At 49.3% G+C, this 17,653-nt stretch carries 14 protein-coding genes; 11 read left to right on the top strand and 3 right to left on the bottom strand.

Annotated features, from left to right (window positions below; genetic code table 11):
- Positions 1-4 precede the first annotated feature (4 nt).
- The 3 genes from J0A67_RS00615 to J0A67_RS00605 all read right to left on the bottom strand — a co-directional run bounded on the left by J0A67_RS00615 (position 5) and on the right by J0A67_RS00605 (position 3,919).
- The gene (locus J0A67_RS00615) at positions 5-1,093 is read right to left on the bottom strand and encodes a DegT/DnrJ/EryC1/StrS family aminotransferase (RefSeq protein ID WP_206567336.1); all 1,089 of its coding nucleotides are present in this window, start codon (positions 1,091-1,093) and stop codon (positions 5-7) included.
- Complete coding sequence (locus J0A67_RS00610) at positions 1,074-2,360, bottom strand: glycosyltransferase family 4 protein (RefSeq protein WP_206567335.1); 1,287 nt, start codon at positions 2,358-2,360, stop codon at positions 1,074-1,076. Before J0A67_RS00610 ends, J0A67_RS00615 begins: the two co-directional genes overlap by 20 nt.
- 104 nt (positions 2,361-2,464) lie before the next feature.
- Positions 2,465-3,919, bottom strand: coding sequence for an NADP-dependent isocitrate dehydrogenase (locus J0A67_RS00605; protein WP_206567334.1), 1,455 nt, complete (start codon positions 3,917-3,919; stop codon positions 2,465-2,467).
- A gap of 212 nt (positions 3,920-4,131) precedes the next feature.
- On the opposite strand from J0A67_RS00605, the gene J0A67_RS00600 reads away from it, so the two are divergent.
- The 11 genes from J0A67_RS00600 (at position 4,132) to ruvA (ending at position 17,511) form a co-directional block, all read left to right on the top strand.
- Entirely contained in the window at positions 4,132-4,917 is a 786-nt protein-coding gene (locus J0A67_RS00600; RefSeq protein WP_206567333.1) for an enoyl-CoA hydratase/isomerase family protein, read from the top strand.
- Positions 4,918-4,932: 15 nt separating this feature from the next.
- Positions 4,933-6,438 carry a lipopolysaccharide biosynthesis protein gene (locus J0A67_RS00595; RefSeq protein ID WP_206567332.1) on the top strand — a complete coding sequence of 502 codons (1,506 nt, stop codon included), beginning with the start codon at positions 4,933-4,935 and terminating at the stop codon, positions 6,436-6,438.
- 74 nt (positions 6,439-6,512) lie between these two features.
- Complete coding sequence (locus tag J0A67_RS00590; RefSeq protein WP_206567331.1) at positions 6,513-8,261, top strand: tetratricopeptide repeat protein; 1,749 nt, start codon at positions 6,513-6,515, stop codon at positions 8,259-8,261.
- Entirely contained in the window at positions 8,254-8,991 is a 738-nt protein-coding gene (lolB1, locus tag J0A67_RS00585; RefSeq protein ID WP_206567330.1) for a lipoprotein insertase outer membrane protein LolB1, read from the top strand. The genes J0A67_RS00590 and lolB1 overlap by 8 nt, the downstream gene beginning before the upstream one ends.
- A 5-nt stretch (positions 8,992-8,996) precedes the next feature.
- The gene (locus J0A67_RS00580) at positions 8,997-10,238 is read left to right on the top strand and encodes a murein hydrolase activator EnvC family protein (protein ID WP_206567329.1); all 1,242 of its coding nucleotides are present in this window, start codon (positions 8,997-8,999) and stop codon (positions 10,236-10,238) included.
- A 114-nt stretch (positions 10,239-10,352) separates the two neighbouring features.
- The gene (gene tatA / locus J0A67_RS00575; RefSeq protein ID WP_077353614.1) at positions 10,353-10,550 is read left to right on the top strand and encodes a twin-arginine translocase TatA/TatE family subunit; all 198 of its coding nucleotides are present in this window, start codon (positions 10,353-10,355) and stop codon (positions 10,548-10,550) included.
- Between the two features lie 18 nt (positions 10,551-10,568).
- On the top strand, positions 10,569-11,996 hold the full coding sequence (gene gatA / locus J0A67_RS00570; RefSeq protein WP_206567328.1) for an Asp-tRNA(Asn)/Glu-tRNA(Gln) amidotransferase subunit GatA: 1,428 nt from the start codon (positions 10,569-10,571) through the stop codon (positions 11,994-11,996).
- Positions 11,997-12,008: 12 nt separating this feature from the next.
- Positions 12,009-13,397, top strand: a complete 1,389-nt coding sequence (locus tag J0A67_RS00565) for a LysM peptidoglycan-binding domain-containing protein (protein WP_206567327.1) — start codon at positions 12,009-12,011, stop codon at positions 13,395-13,397.
- Positions 13,398-13,527: 130 nt separating this feature from the next.
- Positions 13,528-14,628 carry a DUF4837 family protein gene (locus tag J0A67_RS00560; RefSeq protein WP_206567326.1) on the top strand — a complete coding sequence of 367 codons (1,101 nt, stop codon included), beginning with the start codon at positions 13,528-13,530 and terminating at the stop codon, positions 14,626-14,628.
- 16 nt (positions 14,629-14,644) lie between these two features.
- Positions 14,645-16,918: an NADP-dependent malic enzyme gene (locus tag J0A67_RS00555; protein WP_206567325.1), complete on the top strand. Its 2,274-nt coding sequence runs from the start codon at positions 14,645-14,647 to the stop codon at positions 16,916-16,918.
- Positions 16,915-17,511 carry a Holliday junction branch migration protein RuvA gene (ruvA, locus tag J0A67_RS00550; RefSeq protein ID WP_206567324.1) on the top strand — a complete coding sequence of 199 codons (597 nt, stop codon included), beginning with the start codon at positions 16,915-16,917 and terminating at the stop codon, positions 17,509-17,511. The genes J0A67_RS00555 and ruvA overlap by 4 nt, the downstream gene beginning before the upstream one ends.
- Positions 17,512-17,653 lie beyond the last annotated feature (142 nt).

Below are 17,653 nucleotides of genomic sequence, written 5' to 3'. Positions count from 1 at the left end.
TTTTCTATTGCCCAAAAAATCCAATGATAGAGGCAATAATTTGGAGGACTTCCGCATCACTCAAATTTGGATTCAATGGCAAAGAAAGCCCCTCTGCGGCCAGCTTTCTGGCATTTTCAAAATTACCGGTTGATTCAAAAGGCCCCAGATCAGACACGACGGTCGGATAATGGATCGCAGTTCCAACTCCATTCTTAGCCAAAAAGCTCTTCAATTCATCCCTGCGATCAGTTTGAACTACAAAAAGATGGGCGTTATGGTCCGATTCCAAAATCCCTTCGGGAAGCCGCAGTTCACTCAGCGCCGATAGCTCGTCCAAATAGCGCTTCGCTAGGGTTTTACGCTTTCGTTGGTTTGCCTCAAAATCCTCCAAAAAGACATTTAAGAAGGCTGCTTGGATGGTATCAATTCTACTATTTCTTCCCACCAGTTCATGTTCATCTCGAACTGGCTGCCCATGGTTAAGCAGCAAGCAAAGTCGTCGTGCGAGCTCCGCATCTTGCGTCAAACACATCCCGGCTTCCCCCAACGCTCCGAGATTCTTGGTTGGGTAGAAACTCAGGCAGCCGACATCGCCCCAAGTCCCAGCCGCTTTTCCATGTTGAAAAGATCCGAAAGCCTGTGCTGCATCTTCGATCACTTTCAGACCCAAGTTCTTTGCCTTTTCCGTCAAAGCTTCCATGCGTACCATCTTCCCATACAGGTGCACGGGAATAAGGGCCTTGGTTCTTTTAGTTACGGCATTTTCCCAGTCGTCTTTCAACAAGCCATTTTCATCCGTATCCCAAAAGACCGGTTTGGCCCCAACCATTACAACGGCCTCTGCCGAGGACACCCAAGTCATTGCAGGCACAATCACCTCATCGCCCGGACCGATTCCCAAAGCACGAAGCGCCAGCTCCAGGGCATCGGTACCATTGGCGCAAGGGATGGAAAAACGCGATTTGAGAAATTGATTGACGGCATCACTAAGCTTTGCCACCTCTTCCCCACCTGAAAAAAGACCCGCATCCAAGACTTCGGAAAATTTCCGGCAAAGCCTTCTTTTCAAGGCTTCATCCCATCGACTCAAATCAAGAAAGGGAATGCTCATCCAAGATTTCGGCTAAGTCATGGGCAAGCGCCCGTCTGGAAAACCTGTCGATTTTTGCGTCGGATTTGGATTCGCCGTCTCCGTCCATCAGCTTTCGCAGGGCGATCTGAATTTTCACAAAATCCTCATGGCGTATCACCTCTCCGCCACCAGCCTCCGTGAGAATCTTGGCGGAGTCCCCTTGCGGATCGCCCAGGGCAAGAACTGGCACACCAGCCGCAAGGTATTCAAAAAGCTTTCCGGGAATATTTCCCTGCGCGTTTTTGGTGTTTGTCAGGATCAATACCAAGACATCGGCGGCAGCGTAATAACCGAAGACTTCCGAGTGGCTGACGTAACCAGGAAACTCAACCCGACTTGCCAACCACTCGTTTTCCCTGACATATTCGCGAACGGATTCAGAGACGTTTCCTACAAAAGTCAGCTTCACCTTTTCCCCGGTCCCAGTAAACTCTTCCTTAAGCGCCTTCAGCAACGGAATCGGGTTGCGGATCGAATCGATCACGCCGGAGTACACCAGATGGAGTTCGTTTTCTTTTTTTTGTCTCGGGGAAAAACCCACTGGCAAATCCGCCGGATCGTAGCCATTGGTTAGGAGTTTGATTTTTCGATGAGCCAGCTTTTCCAAATCTTGCTGGAAAGTCGGGGAAATCGTCATCACGGCACTGGCCTCTCTCAAGACCTCTTGCTCAAGTTTCTGGTGCCTTTTCTTAACCAAAGAGCTCATGGGCAACGCGTCCAAAAACTCCCACTGAGTCCAAGGATCTCGGAAGTCCGCGATCCATGGCAAACCTGACTTGCGTTTCAGTCCCAAGCCGATCAGATGCATGCTATGCGGGGGCCCGGTGGTGATGACAGCTTGAAACTGCCCGCTTTTTGCCAAGTCAGCCAGAAATTTCACTGCTGGTCTCACCCAGAAAATACGCGGGTCTGGCACCAGCAGGTTGGCGCGCATCCAGATAGCCGCCTTCTCCAAAAAACCCCTGTCCTTTTGCTCCAAGAGCCTTCCAGGATGGGTCTTGGATTTTTTGACTTTGGAGAAAAGCTGATAGGGCTCCCAAATTGGGAACTTGATCACCTCCAAATTTGCTGGAATTTCATTTTCCAAGCTCTCATCCTGAAGGTCAAAGTCCGGATTTTCGGGGGTAAAAATCACAGGATCCCAGCCTGATTCTGGCAGATATTTGGCAAACTTCAGCCAGCGCTGAACCCCCGACCCACCGCTTGGAGGCCAATAATAGGTGATGATGAGAACTCGTTTTTGCATGGGAGTACAAAGTACTATGTCCTAAGTAGAAAGTACAAGATTTATCAAAAAGAAAGGGCCGCGTCCAAGGAAGCAGCCCTTTCACAAATTTGAAACCTCGAGTGTTATTCTCCTTGAGCCAGAGAGTAAGCTCTCTTGCCCTCAAAGCTGTACAGATTCGCAGTTTGGATAAATTCAATTCCCAAATCAGAGATTTGCTTGAGCAAGTCCAGGATCTGTGCAGGGCTAATCACCGCCTGATCGGCAGTCTGGAATCTGCATCTCCAATGATCGGTGCAGAAGGTTTCTTTCATTCCGGCAGGGAACACCTTCACACCTCTGTTGGTGATCAGCTGGAGCTGAAGTCCGCTAGCGTTGACGGCACGAAGCTTTTCGCCCAAGACATTTGGATCACGTCCTTCTTCGTCCCAAGCCACAAACACGTCCACTCCGATCAGTTCTTTTTTCTCTGGAGCACGCTCCTTCAACTTCACGTTCATCGGCGTCGTGTCTTCCTTGTCAAAAGACGCAGGAATCATGTTGGCCGGACTCTGGCCTAGTCGAGCGATTACCGCCTCTGCAAATTCTGCAGTTCCGACTTTCTTGCTGGAAAGGCCCTCCTGATAGATGTCACCAGTGTGGATTCCGTCTTCCAAAGTCTTCATCCAAGCGTTGGCTACTTTCTCCGCTACTTCCGGCTGGCCGATATGCACGAGCATCATGATCGCTCCATTCAGCAATCCAGAAGGGTTGGCAATGCCAAGCCCTGTGATATCTGGAGCAGAGCCGTGGATCGCTTCGAACATGGCTACTTCCTCACCCACGTTGGCAGAGCCACCCAATCCTACCGAACCAGTCACCTGCGCAGCGACGTCGGAGATAATGTCTCCATAGAGATTTAGCGTCACGATCACATCAAACACCTCAGGACGATCCGCGATCAGCGCAGTCCCGATATCGATGATCTTATGGTCGGTTTTGATATCCGGATATTCCTTGGCGATTTCGTCAAAAGTCCTGTGAAAAAGTCCATCGGCCAACTTCATAATGTTGTCCTTGGTCATGCAGGTTACTTTCTTACGGCCATATTTTTTGGCGTATTCAAAAGCATATCTGATGATCTTCTCAGAACCCGGCTGGGAGATCAGCTTCAAGCTTTGCACTACCTCCTGGGTTTGTCTGTGCTCAATTCCGGCGTAAAGATCCTCCTCGTTTTCGCGGATGATGACCATATCGGTCTTCGGAAAGTGCGTTTGGATAAACGGCGAATAGGATTTGCAAGGTCTTACATTGGCAAAAAGTCCGAAGGATGTCCGCGTGGTGACATTGAGAGACTTGAATCCCCCGCCCTGTGGAGTCGTGATCGGTGCCTTGAGAAAAACTTTGGTTTCACGGAGCGACTCAAAAGCTTTTGGCTCCATGCCTGAGCTGACACCCTTGAGATATACCTGCTCTCCGATCTCGATGACATCATACTCAAGCTGCGCACCAGCGGCTTCGAGGATGTTTAGAGTTGCAGTCATGATCTCCGGACCGATTCCGTCACCGTAGGCCACTGTAATCTTTCGCTTGGAAGACATATTTTATAGGAGGTTTAGTTGATTTTTGGAAAGCCCAAAAGTACAAAAAATGCCCGAAGCCGACCGGAATTCAGCCCAATATTCGCCAAAGCAAGCTGGACAATCTTCAGAGTAACTACCCTGCCGAGTCTCGGCCCGGGATATTTCTAGGTTGGCAAATTTGGCTTTGTACCCCCTAGGCGTATATTTGCTTTTCCACACCCAATTCGCTTATGGCAGATTTGCAAAATATCCTGACCGAAGAAAAGGAAGGCGTTCTCTACCTGACCGTCAACCGAGAAGAGAAAATGAACGCACTCAACTTCGCGACGCTGGAGGAAATCAAGGGCATTTTTGAAGAAGCTGAAGACAACAAATCCATCAAAGCGGTGATCATCACCGGCGCGGGAGAAAAGTCATTCATCGCGGGAGCGGACATCAGTGAGATTGCCTCCCTCAACGAAGTAAACGCCAGAAAATTCGCCGAAAACGGGCAGGAAATCTTTGCAATGATCGAAAATTGCCATAAGCCGGTGATTGCGGTCACCAATGGCTACACTCTGGGCGGAGGTTGTGAACTCGCGATGGCTTGCCACATACGCATAGCTACCGCTAACGCCAAGTTTGGCCAGCCGGAAGTCAACCTGGGAATCATTCCGGGCTACGGAGGTACCCAACGACTCACGATGCTGATCGGGCGCGGCAAGGCCAACGAGCTCATGATGACAGGCGACATGATAGGCGCAGAAGAGGCAAAAAGCCTGGGACTGGTCAACCACGTGTTGCCTACCAAAGCCGAGGCCATAGACAAAGCCGAAGAAATCATCTCTAAAATCATGAGCAAAGCGCCTTTGGCAATTGGTATGATCATCGACTGCGTCAACGCAGCCTTCCTAAGCGATGAAAACGGCTACCAAACTGAAGCCAACAGCTTTGCCCGCTGCGTCAAGTCGGGGGACTACAAGGAGGGGACATCCGCATTTTTGGAAAAAAGAAAACCCGTATTCAAAGGCGAGTAAGCTACTCACTCCCGCATGAGTAACCTGAAAAAACTTGCCGGCCAGACCGCCATCTATGGACTGAGCAGTATACTGGCAAGGTCCATCAACTTTTTGATGATCTTCGTCTACACTTCCTACCTGAACAAGGAGGTGGTGGGATCCTTCACCGGCATCTACGCGCTGATCGGCTTTCTCAACATTGTCTTCACCTACGGAATGGAGACCTCGTTTTTTAGATTTTCCACCGGAAAAAACCTGGACCCACAGCAGGTCTACAATACCACCCAGTCGCTACTGATCACCTCTACCCTCTTTTTGGGAACGGGAATTTATCTTTTGGCTCCTTGGCTCGCGGAACTTCTGGACTATCCAGGACAGGCCTACCTGTTTCGCTGGACTGCGCTGATCCTTTCCTTTGATGCCATTTTGGCCATTCCGTTTGCCAAGCTTCGGCTGAGCAATCGCGCCTTTGCTTTTGCTGGTGCCAAGATCATCAATGTGCTGCTCAACGTTTTTTTCACCCTTCTTCTCATCGTTTGGATCCCGTCCTTGATAGTGTCAGGTTCGATCAGAGAGGGATATTTGGGCTATCAGTCCGATTGGGGAATAGAATACATTCTCTTGGCCAACCTATTTGCTAATGGTCTGATCATTCCCTACGTGTGGTGGAGAGCTGGCTTCTTCCGTTTTTCCCTTGACAAAGAAATCATTAGACCCATGTGGAAGTACGCTATCCCGCTACTTTTCATGGGCTTGGCGGGAGTTACCAACGAGCTCGTTTCCCGCTTGTTGTTTGAATACCTTCTACCGGAGAACTTCTATCCCGGACTGAGTCCAAGGGAGGCCGCCGGGATCTTCGGCACCAGCGTGAAACTCGCTATCTTGATGAATCTCGTCATTCAGGCCTTCAAGTATGCGGCGGAGCCTTTCTTTTTTGGCAAGTCTACCGACAAAAATTCTCCGCAGCTATACGCTAGGGTCATGCATGCCTTTGTGATATTTTGTTCAGTGCTCATGGTCGCCATTTCGGTCAACCTCGAGGTGGTCGGATACCTGTTCCCCCGTGGTGAAGGTTACGAAACCGCGTTCTTCATCGTGCCAATCCTATTGATGGGTTATTTGCTCTTGGGAGTCTATTTCAATCTCTCCATCTGGTTTAAGATCACCGACAATACCAAGTACAGTTTTTGGATTACCTTGGCAGGTGCGGTGGTGAGCGTGGTCGTTATTTTCACCGCGGTACCATCCCTTGGCTATTTGGGTGGTGCGTTGAGTACGCTGGTTTGCTATCTGGTCATGACGGCGATATGTTACTACTATGGGCAGCGACATTTCCCCATCCCCTATCAGACCGGCAAGGATGTTGGCTATTTGGTCATTGCCTTTGTACTGAGCTACGTGGGCTTCTTTCTGGATTTGGATTCTGCGGGATTAAACTTTTTTGCCAAAAACAGCCTTGTAGTGTTGTTCCTGGCTTGGGTTGGGTATCGGGAAAAGGAACTGCTAGGCGCTGTATTGCAGCGCAAAAAAGCATCCTGATCGCTAGAGGCGCTTTCTCCAAAAGACGAAATAGTCCCGCCAATTTGAGCAAAAGGCATTATGTTTGTGAATTGATGCTGCATTCCAAAACCGCCGTGAGATTTACCCAGATCGTACTTCTGTTAGCCCTTGTTTGCCTGGGTCATACCGCCAGTTTTTCCCAACAAATGCTCTCTCGGAAAGAGTCGAAGCGTCAGGATATTCAGGCAAAGGCCAGCAGGTATTTCATTGAAGGAGAAAAAGCCCTAGTACTTGGGGACTTGGAGAAAGCATACTTCTATCTCCAACACTCCCTGGAATTAGCCCCAGACGAACCTGCGATCAACTACAAGATCGCGGAGGTGCTGGTTCGCTCAGACCAAGCGGAAAAAGGTCTTCCTTTTGCGGAAAAGGCAGCCCAAGCCGATCCCGACAACAAATATTATTCACTCATGGTGGCGGAAATCTACAACAATCTCAAACAGCCGCTGAAAGCTGCCGAGATCTTGGATCGCCTCACCTCAGACAGCGAGCAAAACCAACAGTACAATCTCGATCTGGCCTCCATCTACCTCAATGCGGGGGAATTTGAAAAGGCACTGGTTGTCTTGGACAGAGCCGAGGACTACTATGGCGTGAGGGAACCCTTCACAGTCCAAAAGCAGCGGATTTACCTTCGGAAAAATGATCTGCCAAACGCGGTCAAGGAGGGCGAGAAGTTAATTGATGCCTTTCCCGGCAACCCCGCCTATGTTTTAAATCTGGTGGAAATCCTGTATAACAATGCCCGCTTGGATCAGGCATTGGCCCTCGTATCAGAAGAGATCGAGAAATATCCCAATCAGCCGGAGCTGCAGATGGCTGCCTACACCCTCTTGAAAGAAAAAGGGGAAGTTGTCAAAGCGCACAGTTATCTGATGTCGGCGTTCGGAAGCCCGGACCTGGATGGAGAGGTGAAAGCCAAGACTTTCAAGTCTATGCTTTCCGAAATGCAAACCTCCCAGCGAGACTCCCTGTTGGATCAGATGGAAGCGCTGATGCTCGAACTCAATGCCGGCGACGCGATGGTCATGGAAGTGATAGGCGAAAGAAAAAAATCCCTGGGCGACGTCCCTGCTTCAATCGATTATTTCAAAAAGTCACTCCAGATCCAGCCCAAAAACGCGCCGCTTCTTGAACAGGTGATTCTCAATTCCTTTGGAGACAATCCCGATTTTGCCGAATTGGAAACCTACACCACCATGGGCGTCGACGAGTTTCCCGAGGCTCCGGAGTTCTGGTTTTATGATGGGGTTGTGAAATCCGCCCGAAAAAAGGATTCTGTGGCGGTGTATTCGCTTTCCAAGTCTATCCAGCTCAATGCCGGCAAAAACGCACAGCTGGACCAGGTAGCGTTTGGCTCCCTAGGCAGCTCCTATTACAATCTCGGGGAGAAAGACTCCTCTTTTTTCTATTTTGAAAAGGCGCTAAAGCTTAACCCGAACGACGAACAGGTCTTGAACAATTACGCCTACTTTCTTTCTCTGGAAAAGAAAGATCTGGAAAAGGCACGGACCATGTCCGAAAAGGTCGTGAAAAAACACCCGAATAACTCCACCTTCCTCGACACCCACGCCTGGGTGCTCTTTCAGATGGGCGCCTACGAGGAGGCTTCCGAATACATGGAAGAAGCTATCCTCAATGACCCCGAGCCCAGCGGAGTGATGCTGGAGCACTATGGGGACATTCTTTTCCATCTTGGCAAAGTTTCTGAGGCAATGTCCTGGTGGAAAAAGGCTGAAGGAAGTACCGAAGCCTCCGAAAAGCTGGCTCAAAAACTAAAAGACGGAAAATACCATGAATAGACTTTTTGCTGGAGTGCTGACACTCTTGGTCATAGGCCTGGCGGGCTGCGCCAAAAAAGTTGTTCTCTACGAAAGCGATGGCCAAATGGAGGAATTCCAACCCGTAAAAGCCCAGTACGACTATCTCAGTGCCAAGGCAAAAATCGTGATCGAAGAGGAATCCGGTAAAATCACCCGCGGAAGCCTCAGCCTTCGAGCCAAAAAGGACAGCGTCCTGTGGTTCACTATGTCACCCGGTATGGGGATGGAAGCGATCAGGGGATTTTTCACGCAAGACCGTATTCAGATCAGGGATCGGGTGGGACAGGATGACATCGACCTTTCCTACGCTGAATTTGAAAAATTTTACGGCCTGAAACTTTCACTCGAGCTATTCCAAAACGTCCTTTGGGCCAACATCCCGTTTGAGTTTGACTACGAGGACAGACTGGTGCGGGTCGGGAAAAAATTCGAACTGACGCAGGTAAAAGACAACGTGCGGTATTTTTCCAAGATCGAGACCAGCCATGGCAAAGTCTCCGAGCTTGTAAGCAACTCCCTCGACGACCGGGGCTCGGTGTTGGCCAGCTTTCCCAAATTCCAAGATGTAGCCTCCCAGCCATTTCCGGCGGAGGTGCTCTTCAAACTCGCCTATCAGCTGCCGGAGGGGAGCCAAAACACCATCATTCACATAGAGTGGACCTCGATCGATCCAAATTCCCAAGCCTTGAGCTTCCCCTTCAGATTCTGATTTCCATGCGGATTTATAGATTTATTGCCCTGTTATTTCTATTCCTTGTCGTTTGGCAGACGGACTCCTTCTCCCAGACGAAAAAGACCAGGGAAGAACTTGAGCGGGAAAAGGCGGAGGTTCAGGCGAGACTGCGCGAATTTGACGCAATACTAAAGCAGACCACTGCCAACAAAAAGACCTCACTTGGCGAGCTAAATGCGCTTACACGTCAATTTCAAACCCAAAACCGCCTAGTCAACACTCTGGACAGGGAAGTCCGCCTGATCAACCAGGAAATATCCGAAACCGAGAAAAAAATCTCCGAACTCGAGTCGCAACTCAAAGAGCTCAAGGCGGAGTATGCCCGCATGATCTATTCCTCATCCAAGATCAACAGGGGACTTTCCATCGTCGCCTTCGTATTTAGCTCCGGTAACTTCAACCAGCTCTACATGCGCCTAAAGTACCTCAAGCAATACAGCGAAAGCAGAAAGCAACAGGCGGCGCAAATCGAAAAACTTTCCCTGGAACTGGCTGACCAACGCGTCCTGCTCGACCAGAAAAAGGCTGACAAGGTGCTCGTACTCCAGGAGGAGCAAAAGGAAAAGGCGGAACTCGAACGCCTCCGAAAAAGCCAGCAAGGGGTAGTAAATACGCTTTCGAAAAAAGAACGGGATATCCAACGCCAAATCGCCGCCACCAAAAAACAGCAAGATCAGCTCAACAAGATGATCAAGCAAGTGATCGAGGAGGAAATCAGAAGAGCGGAGGCCGAAGCCAAAAAAGCCAACAGTACAACGACCAAAAAAGCGGGTACCAGCATGCCGATGACACCGGAAGCCGCCGCTTTGTCCAGTTCCTTTGCAGGCAACAAGGGCAAGTTGCCTTGGCCGGTCGAGACGGGATTTGTCAGTCAAAACTACGGTACTTACCCTCATCCCACCTTGAAAGGAATTACGCTGGACAGCGACGGAATAGACATCCGCACCCAACCTAACTCCAACGTCCGAACGGTATTTGACGGCACGGTCACCAAGATCACCACCATGCCAGGATACGGGGGCACCGTGATCATCAAACACGGGGAATATTACACCATGTATAGCCGACTGAAAAACATCAGTGTCAAATCCGGCCAAACAGTAAAGGCAAAGGACATAATTGGCCAGGTGGGAACTACCGCCGAAGGCGAATCGGAAGTCCATTTCCAAACTTGGAAGGGTCTACAGATCATGGACCCTGCAGCATGGATTACATCCAGATAGCAATGATTTTCGTATGTTCATAAAAAAGACCGATTGTCACTAGCCTTATTTTTGGCTAAGAGGGTGACAGTTGTATCTTTGTAATCCTATATATCCTTAAACAAACACACCATCATGACTACATTAGGTTTTATTCAAAACATGGGCGGAGGTTCGATCGTGTTGATCATCGTCGTAATCCTCTTGCTGTTTGGTGCTAAAAGGATCCCTGAATTGGCCCGTGGACTGGGTCGTGGCATCAGAGAATTCAAAGACGCCACCAAGGAAATTCAGAACGATCTTGAAGATGGGCTGAAAGACAAGAAAAAGTAATCCCCTAAGCCAATACCATTGGAAAAATTCGGTTCATTCGACGAAATCAAAAAATCGCTCGAAAAGAAGGAAACTGATTGCCGGGCAATCGTCACTCACTACCTCACGAACATAACGACGAAGGCGCATCTCAACGCCTTCGTTGAAGTTTATAGGCAATCCGCTTTGGAACAAGCCGACTTGATCGACGAAAAAATCGCCAAAGGCAAAGCCGGAAAACTCGCCGGAATGGTCATAGGAATCAAAGATGTCCTGAACTACGCCGGCCACGAGTCCAACGCATCCTCAGCTATCCTCAAAGGCTATCAGGCCCAATTCACCACCACGGCAGTTCAAAGACTAATCGACGAAGACGCCATCATCATCGGAAGGCTTAACTGTGATGAATTCGGCATGGGCAGCTCCAACGAAAATTCCACCCATGGTAAGGTGCTCAATGCCTTGGATGAGTCCCGCGTACCCGGAGGTTCCTCTGGAGGCTCTGCCGTTGCCGTTCAGGCCAATCTCTGCACGGTGTCCTTGGGGACCGATACAGGCGGATCGGTGAGACAGCCGGCTGCATTTACTGGGATCATTGGCATGAAGCCCACCTATTCCCGTGTATCTCGCTGGGGACTGATCGCCTATGCTTCCACCTTCGATACGATCGGTGTTTTTTCCAAAACGGTAAAGGACAATGCTCTAGTGATGGAGATCATCGCAGGACATGATGAATTTGACAGCACTTCGTCGAGAAAGCCGGTGCTTCACTACAGCGAGCTTTTGCATTTCGAGAAAAAGGTAAAAGTCGCTTTCCTGAAGGAAACGATGGAATCGGAGGCACTTCAGCCCGAAATCATGCAAAACACACGCAGTGTTCTTGAGAAGCTGAAGGCCGAGGGACATGAAGTCAAAGAAGTGCAATTCCCCCTGCTAAAGTATCTCCTCCCTACATATTACATCCTGACTACGGCCGAGGCCAGCTCCAACTTGTCCCGTTTTGACGGGGTAAAATATGGCTACCGCACTCCAAACGCGCACAATCTGGAAAGCATGTATAAGCTGACCCGAAGCGAAGGATTTGGAGAAGAGGTGAAACGTAGGATTATGCTAGGAACTTTCGTCTTGTCAGCAAGCTACTACGACGCCTATTTTACCAAGGCCCAAAAGGTCAGAAGGCTAATAAAAGATTTCACTGAAAATCTTTTGGATGATTTTGACTATATTATTATGCCGACTACGCCTTCGACAGCGTTTAAGTTTGGCGAGCATAGCGGTGATCCTGTGGCGATGTATCTTGAGGACCTGTTCACTGTACAAGCCTCGGTATCAGGCGTTCCAGCCATCTCGATCCCAAATGGCGTTGACAATTCTGGTATGCCGATTGGACTACAGATTATATCGAACTCATTCAAGGAGGCTGAGCTTTACAGTTTCAGCAATTACTTGACTGAATTAACCTCTTAAAACAAACAATTGATGAAAAAGTCTTTGCGCAGCACTGTCATTCCAGTATTCTTCACTTGTCTGATCCCCCTGACCGAAGCTTTCTCTCAAGAAGAACCCGTAGAAGCAGCAGCGCTTATTTCCGAAGAAATACTGCCCAACTACCACTACGAATACATTCCGGACTTTACGTACGAAGAAGTCGATCAGCGCATCAAGGCGATGAAAACTGGGATGCCCTTTGAGCTAAACGATAGGATTTTTTCATTCATCCAATATTTCACCGTCAGAAACAGGGATTATACGAAGATGGTGTTGGCCCGCAAAGAGATCTACTTTCCCCTCTTTGAATCGACGCTTAGAAAACATGAAATGCCTGAGGAAATCGAATACCTCTCCATAGTGGAATCTGGGCTCGATCCCCAAATCAAAAGCCGAGTCGGCGCCATGGGACTCTGGCAGTTTATGCCCGCAACAGGGAGGATGTACGGCATGAATGTGAACATGGACATTGATGACCGCATGGATCCGGAGCTTTCCACCGAAGCTGCCGCCAAATACCTTAAGTCACTGTACCGGATGTTTGGCGACTGGGAAGTGGCTTTGGCTGCCTACAACTGTGGGCCGGGCAATGTGCGCAAGGCAATCAGACGATCCGGTGGCAAAAAGACCTTCTGGGGCATTTACAACTACCTGCCTAAAGAAACCCGAAGCTACGTACCGCAATTTCAAGCCTTTCTCTACATCCTCAACAATCTCGAAGCACACAACTTCAACCTCGAGGAGCCTACTTATCCGATCGAGTACGAAAAAATAAGATTTGATCGAGCATTTAACCTGGAGCGTCTTTCCGAGCTTACGGCCATCTGCGTCGCAGACCTGGAACAATTGAACCCTTCAATCAAACGAAGAGCTATTCCTGAGTCAAACAGAAGCATGCAAGTCAGAATTCCAAAATCGAAGGCGATGTTTCTAAAAGAGAATCTAGCTTGGATTGGCGATTCTTTGGGAAGTCAGCCAGCAGTTTTGCTCGCTTCCAATGATGTTCCTTCACTCGTTTCCGTCGAAAAAGCAGTAGCGACCACCCAGGCGGAAAGGATCGCCTACCGGGTCAAATCAGGAGATGTGCTGGGCTCGATTGCTTCCAGACATGGGGTGAGCGTCACTCAGGTAAAGGAATGGAATAATCTCCGCTCCAATTTGATCAAAGTGGGACAGACCCTGTACATCTACAACAGAAATGCTCCAGCTACGGGAAGTCTTGCCGAGAATTCATCAGGCCAGATCACATACACCGTCCGACCCGGAGACTCCCTTTGGATCATTTCCCAAAAGCATTCGCTCACTGTGGAGCACATCAAGCGCTTGAACAACCTCAACTCCAACAACATCAAGCCCGGACAAAAGTTGATCATTGGATAGATTTTCTTTCTAAGCTCCCTTACCACCAACCAACTTAATTAAAGTTAATTAACTCAATATTTAATTTAAAAAAACCGAGTAGACTCGTTTTTAGTAATTAACTTGAGGTCGCAGCTTAAATTAGACAACTATGAAATTCTTATCCTATATCACTCTTGTTTTGTTTTCCGCTATTCTCATTTCCTGTGGAGAAAATGAGAAAGGCGTTTTCGGCGACAGTCCCAAGCCTAAGGCAAGGGGCTCAGTCGGGGAGATTGTCCTAGCTATTGATTCCACGAAATGGGCAGGGCCAGTCGGGGATGAGTTGAGGGAAATTTTCGAAGCAGATTTGCCCGGGATGATCCGCTCAGAAAGCATGTTTAAGGTGCATCGGGTGGATCCACGAGCCATGACGCGGATGCTAAAGATGTATACCAATCTCGTCTATGTCACCACTTTCGATGACAAGAAAGGTGGCAGCCAGGTTATCAATGCGCAATTCAGCAAAGAGTCGAAAGAAAAAGCAGCGGCGGATCCAAGCCTCTATTCCCTGAGGATGGAGGATGAGTATGCCACCGGACAAGAGGTGCTGTACCTTTTTGGAAACACAGAAGAGGAGCTCGTCGCCAACCTCAAAAAAAACAAAGAGAGGCTCCAAAACCTCTTTGAGGTAAGAGAGCGCGGAAGGTTGGAAAAACCTCTTTTTGCCAGGAAAAATTCAGCAGCGGAACACGAAGCCCGCACCAAGCTGGGCATTGAAATACAAGCGCCGGCCTCCTATCAGATCGCCAAATCTACAGATGATTTCCTTTGGCTGAGATCACCTTCTCCCACCGAGCGGCGACCGGACATCAGCGTCTTTTTTTTCGAGACTGACTATACGTCCGAGGAACAAACCTTTCCGGCAAATATCCTGAGCCTGAGAGACTCCATCGCCGCAACGCACGTTTTTGGCGATCCCGAAGATCCGCGTTCATTTATGACCAGCGAAAAACAAATCCCGCCGGCATTCCGAAACATGGTGATTAATGATAATTTTACCGTCGAAATCAGAGGCACCTGGAAGACTAACAACCTCAGCATGGGCGGCACTTACCTTGGCTACGTGATGGTCGATCCGGAGAAGGGAAAGCTATACTACATGGAGGGATTTGTATATTTTCCAAACGAGGTACACCGGGATGCGCTTCGCGAAATCCAAACTATCTTGCTCAACACCGATGTAAGTTGGAAAGAAAGCCAGGGAGCCTGATCTATTCCACCCAAATATGACGATCAAAATCCGAAAAGAGGACGCCCTAAACTATCATAGCCAAGGCTCACCAGGAAAAATTGAAGTAATCCCCACCAAGCCAGTTTCCAGCCAGATCGATCTCGCACTTGCCTACTCTCCCGGAGTGGCCGAGCCTTGCAAAGAAATAGCATCCGATCAGGAAAACATCTACAAGTATACCGCCAAAGGCAATCTCGTGGCAGTCATCTCCAACGGCACGGCAGTGCTTGGACTCGGAGATATCGGAGCTGCGGCTTCCAAACCCGTGATGGAAGGCAAAGGGGTTCTTTTCAAGAAATTCGCCGGAATCGATGTCTTCGACTTGGAAGTAGATGAGAAAGATCCAAAAAAGCTTATCCAAATCATCAAATCCCTCGAACCTACCTTCGGAGGAATCAATCTGGAGGATATCAAAGCTCCGGAATGCTTTGAGATCGAACAGACGCTGAAGCAGGAGATGAATATCCCGGTGATGCATGATGATCAGCACGGCACGGCGATCATCTCGGGAGCAGCCTTGATGAATGCCTTGGAGATCGTCGGCAAAAATATCGGGGAAATCAAGCTCGTAGTCAGCGGCGCTGGTGCGGCGGCGATTTCCTGCTTGAGATTCTATGTCAGTCTGGGTGTCAGACGGGAAAATATCATAGCCTGTGACAAGGACGGAGTGATCAGAACAGATCGCCCCGACCTCACGGATATCCACAGAGAGTTTGCCACCACCAAAGACATCTACCATATTCGAGAAGCGTTGCCAGGTGCAGACGTATTTCTCGGGCTTTCGGCAGGAAACATCATTTCCCAGGAAATGATCCTATCCATGGCACCGGACCCGATTGTTTTTGCTCTGGCCAATCCCGACCCGGAGATTTCCTACGAACTGGCTGTCGCCACCCGGAAGGACGTAATCATGGCCACAGGTCGATCCGACCACCCCAACCAAGTCAACAATGTTTTGGGCTTCCCTTACATCTTCCGCGGAGCGTTGGACGTGAGAGCTACAGCCATCAATGAAGAGATGAAGCTCGCTGCGGCACATGCAATTGCCAAACTGGCCAAAGAGCCCGTACCGGAGATTGTAAACAAGGCCTACGGAGATTCCAACCTAGCCTTTGGGAGGTTGTATTTGATCCCCAAGCCAGTAGATCCAAGACTGATTACCACCATCGCGCCGGCCGTCGCCAAAGCGGCAATCGCGTCTGGGGTTGCGAAAAAAATGATAGGGGACTGGGAAGCGTATGAGCTTGATTTACAGAAGAGAATCGGCATCGACCAGCGCCTGATGTCGATTGTCATAGGCCGCGCCAAAAAAGATCCGAAACGAGTGGTATTTGGTGAGGCGGACAACCTCAAGATACTCAAGGCAGCCCAGACGCTTCGCGACGAAAAAATCGCAGTTCCCATCCTGCTGGGTAACCGAGAAAGAATCCTGGAATTGATTGAGGGGAATGCGCTGGATCTTAGCCAGGTGACCATTATCGATCCGGTTGAGGAGCATTCGACAATCGAAAAGTTTTCCAAGATTCTATATAAAAAGCGCCAACGGAAGGGCATGACGATCTTCGATGCCAAAAGACTGGTGAGGGAGCGAAACTACTTCGGCGCCTTGATGGTGGAGACTGGCTCTGCGGATGCCTTCATCTCTGGTTTGACTCGAGATTACCCTAAGACCATCCTTCCTTCCCTCCATACTATCGGGGTTAAGGATGGCGTGAACAGGGTCGCCGGGATGTACATCATGAATACGCCAAAAGGCCCCTACTTTCTGGCGGATGCAACGGTCAATGTGAACCCCACTGCCGAAGAGCTTTGCGACATCATTGGGCTTACTGCAAACGCCGTGAAGTTTTTCAATATGGAGCCGAAAATTGCCTTGTTATCCTACTCAAACTTTGGATCGGCCCAAGGCGAGATCCCGGCCAAAATGGCCAAAGCCACCGCTTTGGCAAAAGCCAAATACCCGGACTTGGTCATAGAAGGTGAAATGCAAGCCAACGTAGCGCTCAACCAGGAAATCCAGCGGGAAGTGTATCCTTTTTCCAAACTTGCGAAAAATGCGGTAAACACGCTGATTTTTCCCGATTTGGCATCAAGTAATATCGCCTACAAGCTTCTGGCCGAGCTCGGCAACGCGGAAGCCATTGGCCCTATCCTGTTAGGGATGAGCAAACCTGTTCACATTCTTCAGCTCGGGAGCTCCATCCGGGAAATCGTCAACATGGTAGCCATCGCAGTGGTGGATGCCCAGTCTTCTGAAGGAAACCTATGATCGCATACCTGAGTGGCAAACTTGTCTTCAAGGACCCTACCTATGTCATCATTGACGTCGGTGGTGTGGGCTATCAGGTGAAAATCTCCCTTCAGACCTACAGCAAAATCAAAGATGAGGAGCAGATCAGGCTCCTCACCTTTTTGCACATCAAGGAGGATGCGCATACCCTCTACGGCTTCAAGGAGGAGTCCGAAAAAAAGCTTTTTCTCCTCCTCATTTCGATCACCGGCGTCGGGCCAAACACCGGGCTGATGATTCTTTCCTCGCTCAGCACAGAGGAGGTAGAGCACGCGATCTTAACCAGTGATGTGGCAACTATCCAAGCGGTCAAAGGCATAGGGGCCAAGACTGCCCAAAGGATCATTTTGGAACTAAAGGACAAGGTCGGAAAACAGGGTGGCGGTGAAATGTCCACCCCGCTTGGCTTCCTGAAAACCAGCAATAAAATCCGCGAGGAGGCGTTACAAGCCTTGATCACCCTAGGATTTCCCAAAGCAGCGGCAGAGAAAAATATCGCGCAGGTACTCAAAAAAAGCAATGGGGAAATTTCCTTGGAAGATTTAATTAAAGCATCTTTAAAGACACTATAATTTGAAGCTGGATTGGACTTTCAGGAGTTACTGACTTTCTACAGAAGCGAATTTAGAAGTCACGGGCCTGTATTTGTTTTCCTGTTGGCCTTACTATTTGCAATTTCGCCTCTCAGTGCCCAACAAGTTGCAGTAGACAGTG

Origin of the sequence: Algoriphagus aestuariicola (genome assembly GCF_017254835.1) — a bacterium.
Classification (GTDB): domain Bacteria; phylum Bacteroidota; class Bacteroidia; order Cytophagales; family Cyclobacteriaceae; genus Algoriphagus; species Algoriphagus aestuariicola.
The sequence above is the reverse complement of the archived record's forward strand: the minus strand, read 5'-3'. Positions and strand labels throughout refer to the sequence as shown.